The organism is Lentzea alba, assembly GCF_047445655.1.
Taxonomy (GTDB): domain Bacteria; phylum Actinomycetota; class Actinomycetes; order Mycobacteriales; family Pseudonocardiaceae; genus Lentzea; species Lentzea alba_A.
Genome location: NZ_JAJAEG010000001.1, coordinates 575616 through 595987, shown reverse-complemented (window position 1 = coordinate 595987; position 20372 = coordinate 575616). Strand labels below are relative to the sequence as shown.

The 20372-nt window shown below is 68.2% G+C and carries 16 protein-coding genes; 13 read left to right on the top strand and 3 right to left on the bottom strand.

Annotation, left to right across the window (positions count from 1 at the left end):
* Positions 1-78 precede the first annotated feature (78 nt).
* From LFM09_RS02870 to LFM09_RS02850, 5 genes are all read left to right on the top strand, one after another.
* A complete protein-coding gene (locus LFM09_RS02870) occupies positions 79-2796 on the top strand; it encodes a helix-turn-helix domain-containing protein (protein ID WP_414094628.1) in 2718 nt (905 codons plus the stop codon).
* A gap of 105 nt (positions 2797-2901) precedes the next feature.
* Positions 2902-5625: a helix-turn-helix domain-containing protein gene (locus tag LFM09_RS02865; protein ID WP_414094627.1), complete on the top strand. Its 2724-nt coding sequence runs from the start codon at positions 2902-2904 to the stop codon at positions 5623-5625.
* 81 nt (positions 5626-5706) lie between these two features.
* Complete coding sequence (locus LFM09_RS02860; RefSeq protein WP_414094626.1) at positions 5707-6450, top strand: ABC transporter permease; 744 nt, start codon at positions 5707-5709, stop codon at positions 6448-6450.
* Positions 6435-7214 carry an ABC transporter permease gene (locus LFM09_RS02855; protein ID WP_414094625.1) on the top strand — a complete coding sequence of 260 codons (780 nt, stop codon included), beginning with the start codon at positions 6435-6437 and terminating at the stop codon, positions 7212-7214. Before LFM09_RS02860 ends, LFM09_RS02855 begins: the two co-directional genes overlap by 16 nt.
* Complete coding sequence (locus LFM09_RS02850; protein WP_414094624.1) at positions 7198-7995, top strand: ABC transporter ATP-binding protein; 798 nt, start codon at positions 7198-7200, stop codon at positions 7993-7995. Before LFM09_RS02855 ends, LFM09_RS02850 begins: the two co-directional genes overlap by 17 nt.
* Positions 7996-8266: 271 nt before the next feature.
* Here the strand turns inward: LFM09_RS02850 and LFM09_RS02845 are convergent, their stop codons facing one another.
* The 3 genes from LFM09_RS02845 to LFM09_RS02835 all read right to left on the bottom strand — a co-directional run bounded on the left by LFM09_RS02845 (position 8267) and on the right by LFM09_RS02835 (position 11668).
* Positions 8267-9088, bottom strand: a complete 822-nt coding sequence (locus tag LFM09_RS02845) for an IniB N-terminal domain-containing protein (protein ID WP_414094623.1) — start codon at positions 9086-9088, stop codon at positions 8267-8269.
* Between the two features lie 231 nt (positions 9089-9319).
* Positions 9320-10240 carry an IniB N-terminal domain-containing protein gene (locus LFM09_RS02840; protein ID WP_414094622.1) on the bottom strand — a complete coding sequence of 307 codons (921 nt, stop codon included), beginning with the start codon at positions 10238-10240 and terminating at the stop codon, positions 9320-9322.
* Positions 10241-10498: 258 nt separating this feature from the next.
* Positions 10499-11668: a 4-hydroxybenzoate 3-monooxygenase gene (locus LFM09_RS02835; protein WP_414094621.1), complete on the bottom strand. Its 1170-nt coding sequence runs from the start codon at positions 11666-11668 to the stop codon at positions 10499-10501.
* Positions 11669-11842: 174 nt separating this feature from the next.
* On the opposite strand from LFM09_RS02835, the gene LFM09_RS02830 reads away from it, so the two are divergent.
* The 8 genes from LFM09_RS02830 (at position 11843) to LFM09_RS02795 (ending at position 20351) form a co-directional block, all read left to right on the top strand.
* The gene (locus LFM09_RS02830) at positions 11843-12856 is read left to right on the top strand and encodes an ABC transporter substrate-binding protein (RefSeq protein ID WP_414094620.1); all 1014 of its coding nucleotides are present in this window, start codon (positions 11843-11845) and stop codon (positions 12854-12856) included.
* A 223-nt stretch (positions 12857-13079) separates the two neighbouring features.
* Positions 13080-15869, top strand: a complete 2790-nt coding sequence (locus tag LFM09_RS02825; protein ID WP_414094619.1) for a nitrate- and nitrite sensing domain-containing protein — start codon at positions 13080-13082, stop codon at positions 15867-15869.
* Entirely contained in the window at positions 15866-16288 is a 423-nt protein-coding gene (locus LFM09_RS02820; protein ID WP_030468876.1) for a roadblock/LC7 domain-containing protein, read from the top strand. The genes LFM09_RS02825 and LFM09_RS02820 overlap by 4 nt, the downstream gene beginning before the upstream one ends.
* Positions 16289-16314: 26 nt before the next feature.
* A complete protein-coding gene (locus tag LFM09_RS02815) occupies positions 16315-16911 on the top strand; it encodes a GTP-binding protein (protein WP_396421811.1) in 597 nt (198 codons plus the stop codon).
* A gap of 56 nt (positions 16912-16967) precedes the next feature.
* Positions 16968-17795 (top strand): hypothetical protein, encoded by an 828-nt coding sequence (locus LFM09_RS02810; RefSeq protein WP_414094618.1) that lies wholly within the window; start codon positions 16968-16970, stop codon positions 17793-17795.
* Positions 17792-18505, top strand: coding sequence for a hypothetical protein (locus LFM09_RS02805; protein WP_414094617.1), 714 nt, complete (start codon positions 17792-17794; stop codon positions 18503-18505). The genes LFM09_RS02810 and LFM09_RS02805 overlap by 4 nt, the downstream gene beginning before the upstream one ends.
* A gap of 97 nt (positions 18506-18602) precedes the next feature.
* Positions 18603-19757, top strand: a complete 1155-nt coding sequence (locus LFM09_RS02800) for an alkaline phosphatase PhoX (protein ID WP_414094616.1) — start codon at positions 18603-18605, stop codon at positions 19755-19757.
* An 81-nt stretch (positions 19758-19838) separates the two neighbouring features.
* On the top strand, positions 19839-20351 hold the full coding sequence (locus LFM09_RS02795; protein WP_414094615.1) for a snapalysin family zinc-dependent metalloprotease: 513 nt from the start codon (positions 19839-19841) through the stop codon (positions 20349-20351).
* The last annotated feature ends 21 nt before the right edge of the window (positions 20352-20372 follow it).

Here is a 20372-nt window from a genome sequence, read left to right as displayed (position 1 = left end):
GTTACTCGACATTAGGGCGATCGGGTTGTTCAGGGTCATGTGTTGGCCGCTGAACAAAGTTCTCTGAACAATGGCGGAATGCCGAGACGGGAACGCCCTCTCGACGAGGGCGGGAGCGACCTCCTGCGGTTCGCGGCGGATCTGCGCCGACTGCGGGAGCTCGCGGGCAGCCCCACCTACCGGGAGCTGAGCCGGCGGGCGCACTACTCGGCGGCGGCGCTGTCGGAGGCGGCCGGTGGGCGGAAGCTGCCGTCCCTGGCGGTGACGAAGGCGTACGTGAGGGCCTGCGACGCCGACCCCGAGGAGTGGGAACGGCGGTGGCGCGCGGTCGCGGACGCGCAACCGGAGTCGCCCAACGACAGCCCGTACGTGGGGCTGGCGATGTTCCAGCCTGATGACGCACCGAAGTTCTTCGGGCGCGACAAGCTCACCGCCGAACTGCTGACGACCAAGAACCGGTTCACCGGCGTCTTCGGGCCGTCCGGGGTGGGCAAGTCGTCGTTGCTGCGGGCCGGTCTCGTCGCCCGCACCCAGGAACCGGTCCTGCTGTTCACCCCTGGCGCGAACCCGGTGGAGGAGTGCGCGCTCGCGCTCGCCAGGCTCACGAACGAAGACGTCGTCGAGCTGACCCAAGAGCTGCAGGATCCCGAGGTGCTGCGCCGCAAGCACAAGACGCTGGTGGTCGTGGACCAGTTCGAGGAGCTGTTCACGTTGTGCCGCAGCGAGGAGCTGCGCAACTGGCTCATCGAGGCGCTCAGATGCTGCTCGAAGGTGGTCATCGGGGTGCGCGCCGACTACTACGGCCACTGCGCGCAGTACCCGCAGCTCGTGGAAGCGTTGCAGGGCGGCCAGATCATGGTCGGCGCGATGACTCCGGACGAGCTGCGCCTCGCCATCACCGAGCCCGCAGCCCACGCGGGCGCCAAGGTCGAGACGTCGTTGCTGGCACGGCTGATGGCGGACGCGGTGGGGCAGGCCGCAGTGTTGCCGATGCTGTCGCACGCGCTGAAGGAAACCTGGCAGCACCGCCGCGGCATGACGTTGACGCTGGCCGGATATGAGGAGGTCGGCGGTCTCGAGCACGCGGTCGCCCGGACCGCGCAGGAGGTGTTCGACGGCTTCAGCCGCAAGCAGCAGGCGCAGGCGAAACGGATTCTGCTGCGGCTCGTCACGGCCGAGAACACCAAACGCCGTGCGCAGAAGGACGAGCTCGAAGCCGACGAGGAAGTGTTGTTCGCGCTGGCCGCGGCCCGGCTCGTCGTGATCGACCGCGACGGCGTGGAGCTCGCGCACGAGGCGTTGATCCGCAACTGGCCGACGTTGCAGCAGTGGGTCGAGCACAACCGCGACAACATCAAGGCACACCGCGAACTCACCCACGCCGCGCAGACCTGGGAGTCCCTCGACCGCGACGCGGGTGCGCTGTTCCGCGGCAGGCGGCTGCAGCAGATTCCCACCGGCTTGTCCTTGAACGCCAAGGAACGCGCGTTCCTGGCCGCGAGCCTCGCCGCCGAGGAGGAGGTGACGACGAGCGCGAAGAGGCGCACCCGAAGGCAACGGCAACTGCTGGTCGCCCTGGCCGCACTGCTCGTGGTCGCCGCCAGCTCGACCGTCTTCGCCTTGCAGGCCAACCAGACCGCCGACGAACAACGGACCGCCGCCGCCGTGCTGAAGGCGGTGGGCGAGGCGGCGGCACTGCGTTCGACGAACCCCTCCCTGGCCCAGCAGATCGCGCTCGCCGCCCACCAGCTCGTGCCGTTACCCCAGGCACGCAACGGTTTGCGTGAGGAAGAGGTGTCCTCCCAGGTGCTGCGCCAGGCCGACACCGAGGTCACCGCCCTGGTCGTCGGCTCGACCCAGCAGCAGGTCGCCACCGGTCACCGCGACGGCAAGGTCCTGCTCACCGGCCTGGACGATCTGCCGGCGGCCCCGCGCACGTCCCTCGAAGCCACCAGGCACGCCGGCGCGGTCACGGCACTGGCGATGGACGCGACCGGCGGCCTGATCGCCTCCGCGGGTGACGACGGCTCGGTGCACGTCGTCGACGTCTCGCTCGGTCGACCCCGTGAGCTGGCCGTGCTCCCGGTGCGCGCCACCGCGATCGCCTGGCAGGGCATCACCCTCGTGACGACCGATGCCGACGGCACGTTGAGCTTCTGGACCGATCTGCGCCGCGAACAACCCCGCCTCGTCGGGTCGACTCAGCTCGACCTGGGCCCGTTGGCGGGTCTGGCCTTCCGCCCGGACGGCCAGGTGCTCGCGGCCGTGACCACCGGCCGCGCCGTGCACCTGCTCGACGTGACCGACCCGCAGAACGTCAAACCCCTGGCGCTGACCAGGAAGTTCGCCGCCGGTGCGCAGTTCGCGGGCAACAACCTCCTGCTCACCACCGGCACCACCTCCGTGCACCTCTGGGACACCACCGACCCGCGTGATCCCCGGCTGCGCGCCGAGGTCCCGTCCGGCGGCGGTGAGGTGACCGCGGCCCGGTTGAGTGCCGAACGCCTCGCGGTGGCCACGGACGACGGCCTCGTGCGGGTGTGGCGGCTCAACGAACGCGATCCGGTCGAGCAGGCCCTGCTGCGCGGTCATGCCGGTCCGGTCACCGCGGTCGGGCTGACCCCCAACGGCGACGAGGTCGTCACGGGTGGCGCGGACCGGGCGGTGCGGCTGTGGAACGTCGACCCGCGCGACCCGGCGGTCCGCATCTGCGAGCAGGCCATCCCGCGGATGACCAGCGAGGAGTGGGACCGCTACTTCCCCGGCCTGGACTTCAACCCGCCGTGCCGCGACTGAAAAGTCAGGTTGAACGATCACCAAGCGGTCGTCCGGATGGTGGCCGGTTAGCGGGGCGTTAGACGGAGAGCGAACCTCTGATGGACAATCCGCCCGGGAGGCGGCATGCCAAGAGGGGAACGACCGCTGGGTCCGGAGGACACCGCGCTGCTGAAGTTCGCCGGTGACCTGCGCAGACTCCGCGACCAGGCAGGCAAACCGAGCTACCGCGAGCTGGCCGCGCGCGCGAACTACTCACCGACCGCGTTGTCCGACGCGGCCGGTGGGCGCAAGCTGCCCTCGCTCGCGCTGACACTGGCCTTCGTCCGGGCCTGCGACGGCGATCCCGCGCCGTGGACCAAGCGGTGGCGTGCGCTCGCTGCCGAACACGCGCTGCCACCGCACCCTAACGCACCGTACCCGGGAAGTGCACCCTTCACCGAACTCGACGCCCGCAGGTTCTTCGGCCGTGAGTTCCTCGTGGACCAGATCCTCGCGTCGGTCGCGGCCAACCCGGTCACCACCGTGGTCGGCGTCTCCGGATCCGGCCGGACCTCCCTGCTGCACGCCGGCCTCAAGCCCGCCCTCGGCGACGCCGTGGTGATCACGCCATCGGCGAACCCGATCGAAGAGCTCGCGGCGGCACTCGCCGAGCTCTTCGAGAACACCACGCCCGAGCAGCTCGCGGCCGAGTTCCGGGAGGACCCGGACCACCTGCGCCTGCGCCTGCGGCAGCACCGGCCCGATCTCGTCCTGCTCGTCGACGACTTCGAGCGGGCACTGGACGCGGACGACTTCATCGCGGCGCTCGTCCGGTGCCCGCACGTGGTGGTCGCGGTCCGCGCGGACTTCCGGCAGCGCTGCCTCGCGAAGCTCCCGGCCGCCCACGAGATCACCGTCGAGCCGATGAGCGCGGACCAGCTGCGCCGCGCGATCACCGAGCCCGCCGCGAAGATCGGCGCCACCGTCGAGACGGCCGTGGTCGCCCGCCTGGTCGCGGACGCGGCGAACCAGCACGCGTTGCCGCTGGTGCAGCTGGCGCTGGTGGAGACGTGGCGGCGCAAGCGCGGCATGACCGTGTCGCTGCCGGGTTACGAGGAGACCGGCGGCCTCGAACACCTCGCCGCGCAGTCCGCCGACGCGTTCTTCGACGGGCTCGACGAGGACGACCGGAGAACGGTCAGGCAGGTCTTCCTGAGACTGGTCTCGCTGCAGCGCAACGGAGTCCTGCACCGCCAGGGCCGCAGGCCGGACGTCGGGCAGCGGCTGTTGGACCTGCTCGCCAAGGCCAGGCTCGTGACGCTCACCGAGGACGGCGTCGAGCTCACCCACGACGCGGTGCTGCGCTGGCCGGTGCTCACCGGCTGGGTCGACGAGGAAGGTGAGAACCTCCGCACCCACCAGCAGCTCGTCACCGCGATCGAGCTGTGGGAGGCGAGCGAGCGCGACCCGCAGGCCCTCTACCGGGGCGCCCGGCTGCGCAAGGCCAAGGAGCTGGGCGACTTCCTGACCGCGGGGGAGCGCCGGTTCGTCCACATCAGCAGCAGGCGCGAGGCGCGCCGCTCGACCGCGTTCATCGCGGCGGTCGCGGTGCTGCTCGCGCTGATCCCCGGCACCGTCGTCTACGCGCTCGCCAAGGAGCGCACCATCACCCAGCTGAACGACGCGCAGCTCGGCGGCAAGGCGATGGCCGAGTCCGAGGCGATGATGGCGCAGCGGATGCCGTACGCGGACCTCTACGCGCTGGTCGGCTACCGGGTGAACCCCTCGCCGGAGGCCGAGAAGGTGCTGCGGCTGGCCAACGCGGTCACGCGCGGGATCCGGTTCACCGGCACGCCCGCGGAGACCGCCGGCATCGTCGTGGCCCCGCGCGGCGAGACGGCCGCCGTCACCGACGAGGACGGCACCGACCGGATGTGGAGCCTCGACGGGGACCGCGCGGTGCCCGGCAAGAAGTTCGAGGCGCGCCACACCGTCGTGAAGCTCGCCGAGCGGCGCGCGGTCACGAAGGACGCCACCGGCCGCGAACACCTCTGGACGGTCGGCAACGCCCAGGACATCACCTACCTCGCCCCCCTGCCGGACCGGTTCCGGACCCTGGACCTCAGCGCGAACGGCACCCGCGTCGTCGGCAAGATCGGCCGGGGAGTGGAAGGCCCGACGCCGGACGCGTCCGAACGCACGGTGCTCCTCGACCTCGACGCGACCGGTCAGCAGCACGAGCTGCCGTTGCCGGTGCCCAAAGCCGAGACCGCGGCGCTGAGCTACGACGGCCGCGAGCTCGTGACCTCGACCTGGGACGCGCCGACCGGCATGTCGACCATCCAGTTCTGGTCGATCGGTGCGACCGCGGAGAGCACGGCGCCGGCGTTGACCCAGCACAACTACGTCCGCGGCCTCACCTACAGCGCGGACGGCCGCTGGCTCGCCGTCGAGCGCTCACCCGAGTCGATCGTCGAGATCTGGCAGCGCGTGCCGAGCGGCAAGCCGGTGCTGCGCGCCACGCTCGACACCGCGCTGCGGGACCGGGCCAAGATCACGTTCTCCGACGACGACCGGGTGGCCGTTGTTCGCGACAACGTCTTCGAGGTCCACCGGCTCTACACGTCCGGCCGGCAGGCCGACCGGCTCGCGTACGTCATCGGGCACGGTCGTTCGATGCCCGCGGTGTACCGGCAGCAACAACAGGACTTCATGCTGCGCAGCGGCAGCCGTGACCCGGAGCTGCTGCCGTACGACCTCGACACCGGCCGGCTCATCAAGAGGATGTGTGAAAAAGACGGCGCTCGCCTCACCGACTCCGAATGGGTGAAGAGCTTCGGCGAAGTGGAGCGCGTCGAAGTCTGCTGATGCGCGGCGATGTGTGGGAAACAACCTGGAGTTGCCCAAGCACGCATTGTGATTGGGAGATCCACTCTCTAGGGTGACCGAGTGCGTGCGTTCACAAGGGGACTCCTCGGCATCGCCGGGTTTCTCGTGCTGTGGGAGCTCTTAGGACGCTCTCCGCTTCTCCCTGCGGACGCGCTTCCGCCACCGTCCGTCGTGTCCGGTGAGCTCGTCACGCAACTTGCTTCGCCCACGTTCATCAGTCATGTCGTGGCAACAGTGCTGGCACTGCTGATCGCCATCGCGATCGCCGTGGCCATCGCGGTGCCGAGTGGACTCGTGCTCGGCAGCATCCCCGCCGTACGGCACGCGACCCGTGCGGTGATCGAGTTCCTGCGCCCGATCCCTTCCGTGGCACTGATTCCGCTCGCGCTGGTCATGCTCGGGTTCGGACCGGAAACCAAGATCACGCTGGCCGTGTACGCGGCGCTGTGGCCGATCCTCTTCAACACCATTTACGCGCTCGACGAACTGGACCCGCTTCTTGTTGACACCGCAAGGGTTTTCGGCACCGGGCGGGTCGGCGTGCTGTTCCGGGTGGCGTTGCCCAGCGCGTTGCCGTTCGTCCTCACCGGAATCAGGCTCGCGGCGACGACCGCGCTGATCGTGATGGTGAGCGTGGAGATCATGGCGGGCAGCCAGATAGGCATCGGCTACTTCATCATGGAGGCCCGCAGCGGGCCCGGCCGGATGGACCAGGTGCTGGTCGGCACCGTGGTCGCGGGCGCGATCGGCGTCCTGCTCAACAACGGTCTCGAGCGCGTCCGCCGGCGATGGGTGGCCTGGTGACCAAGTTCCTGCAGCGGTGGACCGTGTTCGCCGGTCTCGTCGCCATTTGGCAGTTGCTGGGCTGGCTCGCCGACGACCCGTTCTTCCCGCCGCCCTCGGAGATCCTCACGTCGGCCTACGAGTGGTGGGTGCTCGAACCTTCGAACTTCACCGAGCACGTGGTGCCGTCGGTGACCCGCCTGCTCGGTGGCTGGGCGATCGCGTCGGTGGTCGGCGTGGCCCTGGGCCTGCTGCTGGGCCGCTCGGACCGGGCGATGGAGTACGCGGGCCCGTTGCTCGTGTTCCTGCGTTCGATCCCGCCGCCCGCGCTGGTGCCGGTGTTCCTGTTGCTGTTCAAGGCGGGCACGTCGATGCAGCTCGCGACGATCGTCTTCGGCGTGATCTGGCCGGTGCTGCTCAACAGCGTGGACGGTGCCCGTTCCGTCGACGTGACCAAAGTGGACACTTCCGCGGTCTTCCAGATCCCGCGCTGGCAATGGGTTCTCGGCGTCGTGCTGCCCGCGGCCTCGCCGAAGATCTTCGCCGGCCTGCGGGTCTCGCTCTCCCTGTCGCTCGTGCTGATGGTCATCTCCGAGCTGGTGGGCACGGACAACGGCATCGGCTCGCAGCTGATGCAGGCGCAGCGCGAGTTCGACTACACGCGCATGTGGGCCGGGATCGTCCTGTTGGGCGTGCTCGGTTATGGACTCAACACCGCGCTGCTCGCGGTGGAACGCAAGGTCTTGGCGTGGCAACCGAGGAGTCGTGATGAGCAACATGCTTGAGGTGGCCGATCTAGGCCACACCTACGGCGACCACGAGGCCATCGGCGGCCTGTCGTTCACCGTGCGCGCCGGTGAGCTGGTGTGCGTGGTGGGGCCGTCCGGCTGCGGCAAGTCGACGTTGCTGCGCACGATCTCCGGGCTGGTCGCGCCCTCGCGCGGGGACGTGTCCCTGCACGGTTCGCACCTCGCCGTGGTTTTCCAGGACTACTCGCGCTCGCTGTTCCCGTGGCTCTCGGTGCAGGGCAACGTGGAGTTCCCGCTGCGCTCACTGCCGCGCGCGGAACGTCGTTCCCGTGCTGCGGAGGCCCTGGAGTGGGTCGGTCTCGGTGGGGCCGCTCGGAAGCGGCCCTGGCAGCTTTCCGGTGGCATGCAACAACGTGTGGCGATCGCGCGCGCTCTGGCGTACCGGCCCGCGTTGTTGTTGATGGACGAGCCGTTCGCCTCGGTGGACGCGCAGACCCGGTTCGAGCTGGAGGACCTGTTGCTTCGCGTGCGTCGTGAGCACGACACGACCGTTCTCGTTGTCACGCACGACATCGACGAGTCGGTGTACCTCGGCGACAGGATCCTTGTGTTGTCGGGCTCTCCTGCGCGACTGGTGGCCGATCTTGAGGTGCCGTTGCCGGCTGAGCGGGACCAGGTGACCACGCGGACCGATGAGGGGTTCGTGGCGCTGCGGTCGAAGGTGGCGCGGCTGCTCAACGTCGGCAAGCCGACGCTGGACGTGGAGAAGTGGGCTGCGGCCGAGCGGGAGTCTCTGAGCGAGACCGTCTCTTCCTGACAGAACCCCAGACACGGATCAGCCGCTGTGTTTTGAACGGGCAACCAGCTGACCAATGGCTGTCCGCTGGTGCGCCGGGGCGCCTGCAGTGCGCCGTGCTCGTGTGAACGCAGATCAGCCCCGGACCCGCCGCGGTCCGGGGCTGATCTGCGTTCACACGGGAAACCGTGCGAAGAGGAGGGTGTAGTGCTGCAGGAGAGGGCGGGCACCCGTGCTCGGGGGCAGAGCGCCGAGCACCCGCCGTCCGTTCCCCCGTGAACTGACAGGTGGATCAGAAGTGGATGTCCACGTCGTTGCCGTTGCCGACGCCGCCGTCGAGCACGTCGATGCCCGCGACCTCGACGTCGCCGATGACCTGGCCGAGGTCGTTGTGGACGTCGCCGACCTGCGCGACGTCCTGCACCACGTTGTCGGTCACGTCGACGACGTCGTTGACGTCCGCGACGTCCTTGACCAGCACGTCGGTGTTCTTGACGAGCACGTCGGCGTCGACGACGTCCTTCACGAGCACGTCGGTGTCGAGGTCCTTGACCAGCACGTCGGCCACGTCCTTCACGTCGGCCACGTCGGTGACCTTGGTGACGATCGTGTTGTCGTAGGCCAGGTCGGAGACGTTCGCGAGGACGTCGGTGCCCTTCAGAACGGTGGCGTCGAGGGTGTTCGACACGTCGCCCAGGTTGCCGAAGTCCGTGACCAGCGCCGTGATCGTGGAGGGAGCGGCGATGTCGGCCACGCCCGTCACACCCTCGACGTTGCCCGCGATCAGCTTCAGCTGGTCGACGGCCGGCAGGTCGGCGGCGAGGACGTCCTCGACGTTCACGACGTTCACGACGGACGCGGCGTCGAGCACCAGCGGCAGGATGTCCTGCACGTCGCCGGGGGTGAGGTCACCCAGACCCGCGGCCTCCAGGCAGCCCAGCGGGTCCTGCTGGAACGCCTCGCGGGCGTCCATGTCCGTGAGCAGGCCGAGGGTGAAGTCGTGCAGGGTGGTCTGCTCGGTCTGCACCTCGGTGGCACCCGTCTGCACGGTGGTGTCGCCGGCCCGCACCGTGGTCGGGCCGGTCTGCACCGTGGTGGTCTCGGTCTGCTGCATGGGACTCAAGCTCCTGTAGCTGAATCGGGGGATGACGTGATGAACCGTATGGAGGAACGGCAGTCCCCGGCATCGGGTGTTGGCCCCAGATCGTGACGAAACGAGATCACTAGGGGGTGGCCTCACTCCTTAGGGGAGCCCGGGGAGTCACCCCACAGGGTGGTTGTTGTGCACAAAAAACTGCCCCGGACGCATGGTCCGGGGCAGTTCTGGAAGGCAGAGCTGTGTGACTCAGAGGCCCAGGTCGAGGTCGACGAGGCCGTTGTCGAGCAGGCCGAGGTCGCCGGTGCTGCCGAGCACGTTGTCCACGGTGTTGCCGACGGGGCCGTCGACGACGTTGCTCACGACGCCGGCGACGTCGCCGACCGGCGCGACGTTCGGGACCACGCCGTGGCCCAGGCCGGTCACGTCACCGACGAGGTCGGTGGCGTTGCCGAGGTCGGTGACGTTGCCCAGGTCGGTGACGTTGCCGACGATGCCGGTGACGTTGCCCAGGTCAGCGACGTCGGTGACGTTGCCGAGGTCGGTGACACCGCCCACGAGGCCGGTCACGTTGCCGAGGTCGGCCACGTTGCCGAGGTTCGCGACGTCGGTGACGTTGCCCAGGTCGGTCACGCCGCCGGCGAGGCCCGTGACGCCGCCGAGGTCCGCGACGTCCGTGACGTTGCCCAGGTCCGTGACACCGCCGACGAGGCCGGTGACGTTGCCGAGGTCGGTGACGCCGCCGACGAGGCCGGTGACGCCGTCGAGGGTGCCCGACACGTCGCCGAGGCCGGAGAAGTCGCCGACCAGGCCGTTGGCAACGCCCGTCACGTTCCCGAGGTTCGCCAGGTCGCCCACGTTCGCGAGGTCGCCGACGTTCGCCAGGTCGCCCACGTTCGCGACGGAGGCGGCGTCGAGCACCAGCGGCAGGATCTCCTCGACGTCACCAGGGGTGAGGTCGCCGAGGCCGCAGGAGTCCAGCACGCCCTGCGGGTCGAGCTGGAACGACGAGAGAGCGGTCGGGTCGTTCAGCAGGTTGAGCGCGAACTCGTGCAGCGTCGCCGGCTGGGCCTCCTGCGGCGCAGCAGCCGGGGTGGCCGGGGCGGTCGCCTCAGGGGCCTGCGGGGCGGGCTGCTGCGGGGTGGCCTGGGCGGTGTCCTGCTGCATCATGGAAGTGAAGCTCCTAAAAGATTTGTGCGGGGGATGTTGCCCACGAACGTATTGAGATCAACATCCCCCTGGCATCGGGTCTCAGCCCTAGTCGAGGACCGCTCAACTCCCTAGGGGCTCCGAGTCACCCGTTAGGGGCACGTGACAGTCAGCTGGGCCCTGGATGCTGCAGCAGCAGTCTCCGGTTTCACTCGTTAGGGGTACTTGCATCACCCGTTGGCTGGGCTCCACGCCTCACTGGGTGGGATGTGTGAAGAGTCAAGGACCGACGTAGTTCTCGGCGAACGTCGCCCGGTAGGCAGGCGACTCGGCCAGGTGTTCCAGCCTCGCCTGGGCCAACCGTCCGAAGAACGGCGAGCTCACGTCGGTGTGGATCATGTTCACCATCCACTGCGAGAACTCCTGTGCCCGCCAGACCCGGCGCAGGCAGTCGTCGGAGTAGGTCTTGAGACCGGTCTCCGAACCGGTCGCGTAGAACTCGGTCAGCGCACGTGAGAGCGTTGCGGCGTCGTTCATCGCGAGGTTCATGCCTTTGGCGCCGACCGGCGTGATGATGTGGGCTGCGTCACCCAGCAGGTAGAGCCGGCCGTACGACATGGGCTCCACGACGTGGCTGCGCATGTCCAGCACGCGCTTCTCGATGATCTTGCCCTCGGTCAGCGCCCAGTTGGAGTCGTGCAGTGCGAACCGCTTGTGCAACGCCTCCCACACTTGCTCGTCGGACCAATCTGAAGCTTTAGTTCCAACGGGAACCTGAAGGTAGAAGCGGGACACCGTCGGGGAACGCAACATGTGTCCGGCGAAGCCATCGGCGTGCAATGCGTAAATGATGGCTTTAGTCGACGGCGGGGCCTCCGCGAGAATGGCGAGCCACTCAATTCCGTGCTGATGAGTGAATTCCGTCAGCACTCCTTCGGGAATGGATGGACGTGACACGCCGTGGAACCCGTCACACCCCGCCACGAAGTCGGCGGTGACAGCCTCCCGAACCCCATCTGCGCTGGTCCAGTCCACCGTCGGGTGCGAAGACGTCAGGTCTCGCAACTCCACGTCGCTGACCGAGAACCGGATGTCACCACCGGCGTCCAGGAATGCCGCGATGAGGTCCTTGACCACTTCTTGCTGCGGGTAGACGTAGTGCAGGCGGTCGTCGTACAGATCGCTGTACGCGACCTGGAACGCCTGGCCGTTCACGCGGAATTCACACGTTCCGTGACGGTCTGCTTCCATCAGCAAACGATCGGCAAGTCCGTGCGACTCCAGCATGGTTACGGAGCGGTGTTCGAGGACTCCCGCCCGTGGCCGGGTTTCCACGTGGGTGCGACTACCCCTTTCGAGCACCACGCAGTCGATTCCTGACTGCTGGATCAAGTTTGCCAAGGTCAGACCGGCCGGCCCGGCGCCGATGACGGCTACAGCGCGCTTCAACTGGGTTCTCCTAGCCCTAGACCTGCTGTGCTTAGATGCTCACCGCAGGTAGTGGACTGGAACCTGCTCGTGTCGGTCAACTGGGGTCTTTTGGAGCAGTATCACTACTCTGAGTGGTTGACCGTCGCGATCTCCCCGCAACGACGACACCGCTCCGACAGGAGAGTGCTCCCGATGACTCGAAGAGTCCGCCGTATGGCCGTCCGTGGCATCGCCCTTGCCACGTTGCTCGCCACCGTGGCGAGCTGTGGACTGCTCGGCGGCAAGGAAGAGCCTGCTCCCGCTGCCGACGCCAACGGCAAGGTCGAGAAGGCCAAGATCACCCTGGGGGTCCTGCCGATCCTCGACGTGGCGTCCGTCCACGTGGCGATCAAGAAGGGCTACTTCGCGGCCGAGGGTCTCGAGGTCGAGCTCAAGAAGATCCAGGGTGGTGCTCAGGCGATCCCCGGCCTGATCAACAAAGAGCTGGACATGACGTTCGGCAACTGGGTCTCGTTCTTCGCCGCCCAGTCGAAGGACGCGGCCAAGGCGGTCGACGGCATCAAGCTCATCGCCGACGGCTACCAGGCGAAACCCGACATGTTCCTGATCTTGGCCGGTGGTGACTCCGCCATCAAGAGCCCGCAGGACCTGGCCGGCAAGACCATCGCGATCAACACCTTCAAGAACATCGCGGAGCTGACCGCGAAGGCATCGCTGGAGGCCGCGAACGTCGACCCGAAGTCGGTCACGTTCAAGGAGATGCCGTTCCCGGACATGCAGGCGGCGGTGCAGAACAAGACCGTCGACGCGGCGTTCATGGTCGAGCCGTTCATCACCCGCGCCCAGCGTGCGGCCGGCCAGATCAAGGTGCTCGACGCGGCCGCCGGTCCGACCGACAACATCCCGATCGCGGGCTTCGCGACCAGCGGTCTGTTCGCCAAGGAGAACCCCAAGACGGTGGCCGCTTTCCAGCGTTCGATCGCCAAGGGCCAGGCCGACGCCGCTGACCGTCCCACGGTCGAGCCGCTGCTCGTCGAGTACGCGGGGGTCGACAAGGAAACCGCTGCTCTCGTCCACTTCGGCGCTTTCCCGACCACGCTCGACCCCACGCGCCTTCAGCGCGTCACCGAGCTGATGCAGCGCTACGGGCTGCTCGACAAGCCGATGGACGTCAAGCCGATGCTGCTCCAGCCATCCGGCAGTTGACGAACCGCGCGGGTGGCTGTGATCGTGCCGTGATCATGGTCACCCGCGCCCTTCGTTTCCTCCGGATGAATTATCGGTAAGGGGCCGTTTAGCGGTCGGGGCCAGAAGTTGTTGATTCTCGAACCAGCTGTTTTTGTCGTCCGAACGGCGGTATGAGAACCGTGGGTTTTACACCAAGATCCACCAGGTTTGCAGCTATTAAACGGGGCGGGGAGTGTTGACGGTGCGCGGTCGTGAGGACCAGCGAGGCATCGACCGGTTTCGTCTACGCAACTGGCGCCTGCGGAGCAAGCTCGCGGTGGTGTTGCTCGTTCCGGCGCTGAGTACCGCGACGCTCGCGGGCCTGCGCCTGAACGCTCAGCTCGACGACGTGGAGCTGTTCGGCATCGTCCAGCGCGAGCTCGCCGTGAGCCACCAGGCCGCGAAGGTGGAGAACGCGCTTCAGATCGAGCGCGACTGGGCCGTGCAGTGCGTGGCCGCGGGCAGGCAGAACGCGTGCCCCGAGCACTCCGCCCGCACCGGCGCCACCGACGCGGAACTGCTCGCGTACAAGGACTCCGGCGCGAGGACCACGGGCCTGAGCGCGTCGCTGCAGGAGGCGTTCGGCAAGTCGCTGCAGTCGCTCGACAGCCTCGCCAGCCTGCGCATCACGCTGGTGAGCACGAAGTACCCCGACATGGCCGTGATCGGTGCGTACAACCAGATCATCGCCGCGCTCGGTCAGGTGCACCGCGTCGCGATCTCCAGCCTCAGCGAGCCGGAGATCGTTCCGCTGGTCGCTGCCGCGCAGGCGCTGTACCAGGCCCAGGAGCAGATGGGCCAGCAGAACGCGATCCTGACGGCGACCGCGCTGCGCAAGGGTTTCGCGCCCGGTGCCGCGGACGAGCTGCGGGCCGCGCAGTCCCGCCTGGACGCCGCGTTCAACGAGTTCAACGACGTGGTGACGCCGCAGAACCGGCAGCTGTTCCAGGACACGATCTCCGGCGCGGCCGTCGACGGCCGAAACCGGCTGGTGAAGCTCGCGCTGGCGCAGGACGCCGACAACAAGCCGGTCACCATCACCGACGCCGAGGTGCTCAAGGACGGTGAGGGCACCGCGGCGCTCGTCCGCGAGGTCGCGACCGCGATGGAGGGTCAGGCCGACTCGACGACGACCCGGCTGGCCGGCGAGGCCCGCGCGGCCGCATGGCGTGACGCCGCACTGGTCGCCTTCTCGCTGCTGATCGCGTTCGGTCTCATGGCGATGGTCGCGCAGTCGATGCTGCGGCCGCTGCGCACGTTGCGCCGCAGCGCACTCGACGTCGCCCGCAACCAGCTGCCCGACGCGATTCGCCGCATTCGTTCGCACCGCGAGCCCGAGCGCGCCGCGGAAGAGGCGATCGTCCCGGTGCCGATCAACACGACCGAGGAGGTCGGCCAGGTCGCGCGGGCGTTCGACCTGGTGCAGCGCGAAGCAGTCCGCCTCGCCGTCGAGCAGGTCGCCCTGCGCGCGAACGTCAACGACATGTTCATCAACCTGTCGCGGCGCTCGCAGGCGTTGGTGGAACGCCAGATCAGCGTGATCGACCGGCTGGAGCAGGACGAGCAGGACCCCGACCACCTCGCGTCGCTGTTCGAGCTCGACCACCTCGCCACGCAGATGCGCCGCAACAGCGAGAACCTGCTGGTGCTCTCCGGCACGACGGTCAACCGCCGCGTCACCCGCCCGGTCGCGATCGCCGAGGTGCTCGGCGCCGCGGTGTCCGAGGTGGAGAAGTACGCGCGCGTCCAGATCGCGCCGACGCCGGACATGATGGTGCAGGGCCGGGTCGTCAACGACCTCGCGCACCTCATCGCCGAGCTGCTCGACAACGCGACCGCGTTCTCCAAGCCCACCACCAAGGTCACGGTGCGCACGATCGAGACCCGCAGGGGCGAGATCGCGATCCGCATCCACGACCGCGGCGTCGGCATGCAGGAGGAGGACATCGCGGAGGCGAACGCCAAGCTCGCCGAGCCGCCGGAGGTCGACGTCTCCGTCGCCCGCGAGATGGGCCTGTACGTGGTCGGCCAGCTCTCGAAGCGGCACGAGATCCGCGTGACGCTCGCGAACAACGACGACATCGAGGGTGGCGTCACCGCCCAGGTGATCCTGCCGGTCGCGTTGCTGCACAAGGGCGCGCCGCCCGTGCTGCCGCTGCCGACCGCTCCCGCCGCCGGTGCCGTCGAGTCCACCGCCGAAGGCCTCGCGGGCGTGCCGAAGTGGACGCCGGAGTACCCGGTGACGCTGCGGGAGACCCCGGCCGACGAGCCTTCCGGCCGGCACCGCATCGAGCAGACGTCCGCGGACGGCCTGTTCACCGCTCGGATCGAGGCGACCGAGGAGTCCTCTGAGGACGGTTACTCCTACGAGCCGCCGATCGAGCGGCCTGCGGAGTTCGCCGAGACCGCGGACCCGGCGACCGAGATCTTCCCGGCGATCAACGACGACGTGGACATCTCCGCCGACAGTCTGTCGCGGTGGTTCCAGACCCCGGCCGCGGCTCCGCGGCCCGCAGCGCAGTCTGCACAGTCTGCAAAGGACGTTCCGGCAGCGGAGCCGGAACACGACGAGTCCGACGACGAACCGGCGACGGTGAACGGACTGCCCAAGCGGCAGCGTTCGGCGGAGCCTGCGAAGACCGAGGCACCAACGGCGGTGCCGCGCGCGGTCGCCGACTTCGCCGAGTCCGACTGGGGATCGGCCGACGAGGGCTGGCGTGCCGCGGGGGCGCTGGAGACCGGCGTGCCCGCGCAGACGACGGAGAACGGCCTGCCCAAACGCGTCCCGAAGGCGCGCCTGGTCCCGGGCTCCTCTCCCAAACCGTCGTCACCCGTTCCCCAGCTGGCGACCGCAGGGGCGGGAGGCCGTTCCGCGGAACGGCTTCGCCAGCGGTTCGCCACGTACCAGAAGGGTGTCCAGATGGGCCGTGAGTCGCTCTTCGACTCGGCCGTCGGCGGCATCCCCGTGATCGCAGAAAGGGAACACCAGTGACCACCGCGACTGAGGAACTGGACAACTTCAGCTGGCTGGTCGAGGACTTCGTCAGCAGGGTCGCCGGTGTGGCGCACGCGATCGTCGTCTCGGCGGACGGTCTGCTGCTCGCTTCGTCGGACCGCCTGCCGCACGACCGAGCCGAACAGCTGGCCGCGGTCTCCTCCGGCCTCGTTTCGCTGAACCTCGGCGCGGCGCGTTGCTTCGAGGCGGGTGAGGTGAAGCAGACTGTCGTCGAGATGGAGCGGGGCTATCTTTTCCTGATGTCCATCAGCGACGGGTCCTGCCTCGCCGTGCTCGCCGCACCCAACTGCGACATCGGGCTCATCGGCTACGCGATGACCCGGCTGGTGGAGCGGGTCGGTCTCCAGTTGACGCCGGAGATCCGCGCCCAGCTGCACGTTTCCATGCGAGCCTGAGTGTTTTGAGTAGAGAGAAGTTCCCCATGAGCAACGGTGCTCCGGGTCGTCCGGGGTCACCTGGGGTCGACCTGACCGCGATGTCGGCGAAGATCGTCGTCGCGGGCGGGTTCGGCGTCGGTAAAACGACGTTCGTCGGCTCGGTTTCCGAGATCACCCCGCTGACCACCGAGGCCGTCATGACGCAGGCCTCGGTCGGCGTCGACGACCTGTCCGCCGTCCCGGACAAGGTCACCACCACGGTGGCCATGGACTTCGGCCGCGTGTCGCTGGACAAGGACCTGATCCTGTACCTGTTCGGCACGCCCGGCCAGCACCGGTTCTGGTTCATGTGGGACGACCTGGTGCGCGGCGCGATCGGCGCGGTGGTCATGGTCGACACCCGCCGCATCGACGAGGCCTTCGCGCCCATCGACTTCTTCGAGGACCGCGAACTGCCGTACGTGATCGCGGTGAACTGCTTCGACGGCCTGATGCACCACCGGGCCGAGGAGGTGCGGGACGCGCTGACGATCCCGTCCTCGGTGCCGATAATTCCTTGCGACGCACGGAACCGTCAGTCGACCAAGCAGATCCTGATCGCGCTGGTGGAGCACGCGCTGCGCCAGCCGTCGTTCGCCTAGTCCACTTGGCCGCTACCCTCTGAGATCATCCGGACCTCGGAGGGGAGCGAGTCAGGGTGCTGGGCAAGGTCGTCAAAAGTCCGTGGTTCCTGCTGGTGGGCGGTATCGCGGCGGTGCTCAGCCTCATCGCCGCGCTGACGGGGCCGGTGCCGGAGCTGTTCAAGCAGCGCACGAAGGCCACCAGCCTCGTGGCGGAGTCCAACAACAAGCCGCACATCGCCAGTTATGCCCTGCCTCTCGACGCGCCGCTGGAGCAGATGCCCTACCCCGGACCTGGGCCGTGCGACGGGGACCTGGCCGAGTGGCTGCGCCGGTTCGGCACGATGATTCCGGAGAGCCACGGGATCTCGATCCGCAACGCGGCGGAGGACGGCGCGATGCTCGCCGTCGACAACCTGCGCGCGCTCGACGTCGAGATTTCCGACCCAGCGCCGGCGATCAGGTTCGAGTGCCAGGACCAGGGCAACTCGGAACTGGTTCCGCTCGAACTCGGTCTCGACCGGGATCGCAAGGCGTACGAGAAGACCGAGAGCGGTAACCGCCCCTTCGCGTTCAACCTCGAACCCGGCGAGATCGGCAACCTCATGGTGTTTCCGAAGGCCAGCGACGACAAGGTCTACACCGGCCGGCTCGTCGCGGACGTGACCACCGGGAAGACCAAGGAGACGGTCTCGCTCCCGGTCAACGGCGAGAACAGCGACCGTTTCGAGTACCGGACGTTCGGGAAGTACGGGCGGCTGGCCGTGGTGCAGGGCACCGCGAAGAACCTCTTCCTGTGTCGGCTGTACCCGACTGTGGAGAGTCTTGGCAGCAGCAACTACGAACTCTTCGAGTGCACGCCGGAGAAGATCCGGTCGCTCGTCGCTGAGATCGGCCGGTCGTGAACGCAGCCATCAGGTGGGGTTGGATCGGCGTGGTGCTCGTGTTCGTCGCGGCGGGCGTGATCTTCGCCTTCCGCGCGACGGACACGGCCGATACGACGGATGCATCGAGCACCGCCGCTCCCTCGACCGCGGCGTCGCCCACCGCCTTCGTCGACCCGAACCCGGACCAGCCGACGAAGTCGGAAATCGTGGTGGCAGTCGAAGGCGGCCGACCGGCGGCGGGCTACACCGTCGAGGAGGCAGGGCAGGCTTCCTCGTGCTATCGCAGGAAAGATGGGCAAGAGGACGGCCTGGCGAGCTGTTCGGCCGGTGTCGACGTCTGCTGGGCCGGCCCCGAACCGACGACTCTGCTCTGCGGGTTGAAGGCGTGGGAGAAGAAGCTCGCGCGCAGGGTGGCGGACGGCCCGATCAAGGAGATCGACGCGAGCGGGTACGAGCCGCCGCCGTGGGGTCTGGAACTCGCGAACGGCGCCAAGTGCGTCCGGCGTACCGGTGGCTCGTGGGGTGGGCGTGCGGACGGGCTCATCGGGGCGTACTCGTGCGAGGGCGCGAGCGGCATCGTGCTGGACGGCGACGATCCGTTGCTCGACCAGAGCAAACCGGCGTGGACCGTGAAGGTCGGTCCGTTGGGCGACGACCCCACCACCGTGTTCCCGCCGCCGGAGAAGATCCGGGTCGTCACCGCGTACTTCGCCAAGTCCTCGGCCTGACCACACGGGCAAAGCCGTTCACCGAACCAGGCGGAAAACGCCTTCCGTCAACGGTCATCCGCCCCGATCACCACGCATCTGCGGGACCCTCCGAAGCATGGAGCGTCGGAACTTTCTTCGTGTCGCAGTAGTCGGAACGGCCGCCGCGGCCTTCGGTGGCGCCAACTGGCAGGTGGCCTTCGCCGCCGGTGCCCAGCCCGGCCCGAGCCCGTACGGCCCCCTGCAGCCGGTGAACTCCAGCGGGCTCATGCTGCCCGCGAACTTCACCAGCCGCGTGATCGCCCGCACCGGCCAGAAGGTGGCCGGCACCGGCTACACCTGGCACCCCGCACCGGACGGCGGCGCTTGTTTCGCCGATGGCACCGGCTGGATCTACGTCTCCAACAGCGAGGTGTCGTCGACGGGTGGCGTCGGCGCGGTCAAGTTCAACGCGCAGGGCACCATCACCGGCGCGTACCGGACCTTGAGCAACACCAACGTGAACTGCGCCGGCGGGGCGACGCCGTGGCAGACGTGGCTCAGCTGCGAGGAGGTCGACCGCGGCTACGTCTACGAGACCGACCCGTGGGGTGTCAAAGCGGCCATCCGGAGGCCGGCCATGGGCAGGTTCAAGCACGAAGCCTGCGCGGCGGACCCGGTCAGGAAGGTCGTTTACCTGACCGAGGACGTACCCGACGGTTGCCTCTACCGCTTCAAGCCGACGACGTGGGGCGACCTCAGCGCGGGCACCCTGGAGGTCATGACCGGCGGCACCGGGACGAGCGGATCCGTTGGCTGGGCGAGGGTTCCCGATCCCGACGGCAGCCCGACGGCGACGCGCAACCAGGTGTCGAACGCCAAGCGGTTCAACGGTGGCGAAGGTTGTTACTACGCGGACGGCACGTGCTGGTTCACCACCAAGGGCGACGGCCGGGTGTGGGCGTACAACGCCACCAACAGCACGATCAGCCTCACTTACGACGACTCGGAAGTCACCGGCACGCCGCCGCTCACGGGCGTGGACAACGTAACTCGCTCGTCTGGTGGCGACCTGTTCGTGGCGGAGGACGGTGGCAACATGGAGATCTGCATCATCACGCGGGACGGGGTCGTCGCGCCGTTCCTGAGGATTCCCAACCAAAGCAGCAGTGAGATCACGGGTCCCGCGTTCTCGCCCGACGGTAGTAGGTTGTATTTCTCGTCGCAGCGCGGTACGTCCGGAAGCACCAGCGGAGGCATCACCTACGAAGTCTCTGGACCGTTCCGGCGCTGATTGACACTTGACTCTTCTTGTGCGCCAACGCTGCAGCGATACAGTCGGGGAGCAATTACCCTGCATTGCGAGGAGATTCCTGTGTTCCTGCGCAAAACAATTGCTGTGCTGGCGACGACGGCTGCCCTGACAACAGCCCTCGTCGGTACCGCACAAGCAGCTACCGAACTCACCTACAACTCGAGCGGCGCCGGCCAGTTCCAGGCCGCCGTCGACAAGGGCGCGCAGGTGTGGAACGCCAGCGTGACGAACGTGAAGCTGAAGAAGGTCACCGGTCGCGCCAACATCACCGTCACGTGGGACACGGGCTGGCCCCGCGCCTACGTGTCCAGCCTCGGCCGTGGCCGCTGGGTCATGGGCACCCAGGCCGTGAACGAGGGGCACGACACCGTGCGCATCTCGTCGCACGAGTTCGGGCACCTGCTGGGCCTGCCTGACCGCAGGACCGGCCTGTGCACCGACCTGATGTCCGGCGCCAGTGCCGGCACGGGGTGCAAGAACCCCAACCCGAACGCCAAGGAGAAGGCCGAGGTGGAGGGCAACTTCCGCAGCGCCGTCACGGTGCAGCCTTCGACGTTCGTGGATGCTGCTTAGCGGATGAGTGAGTGGTTGTGG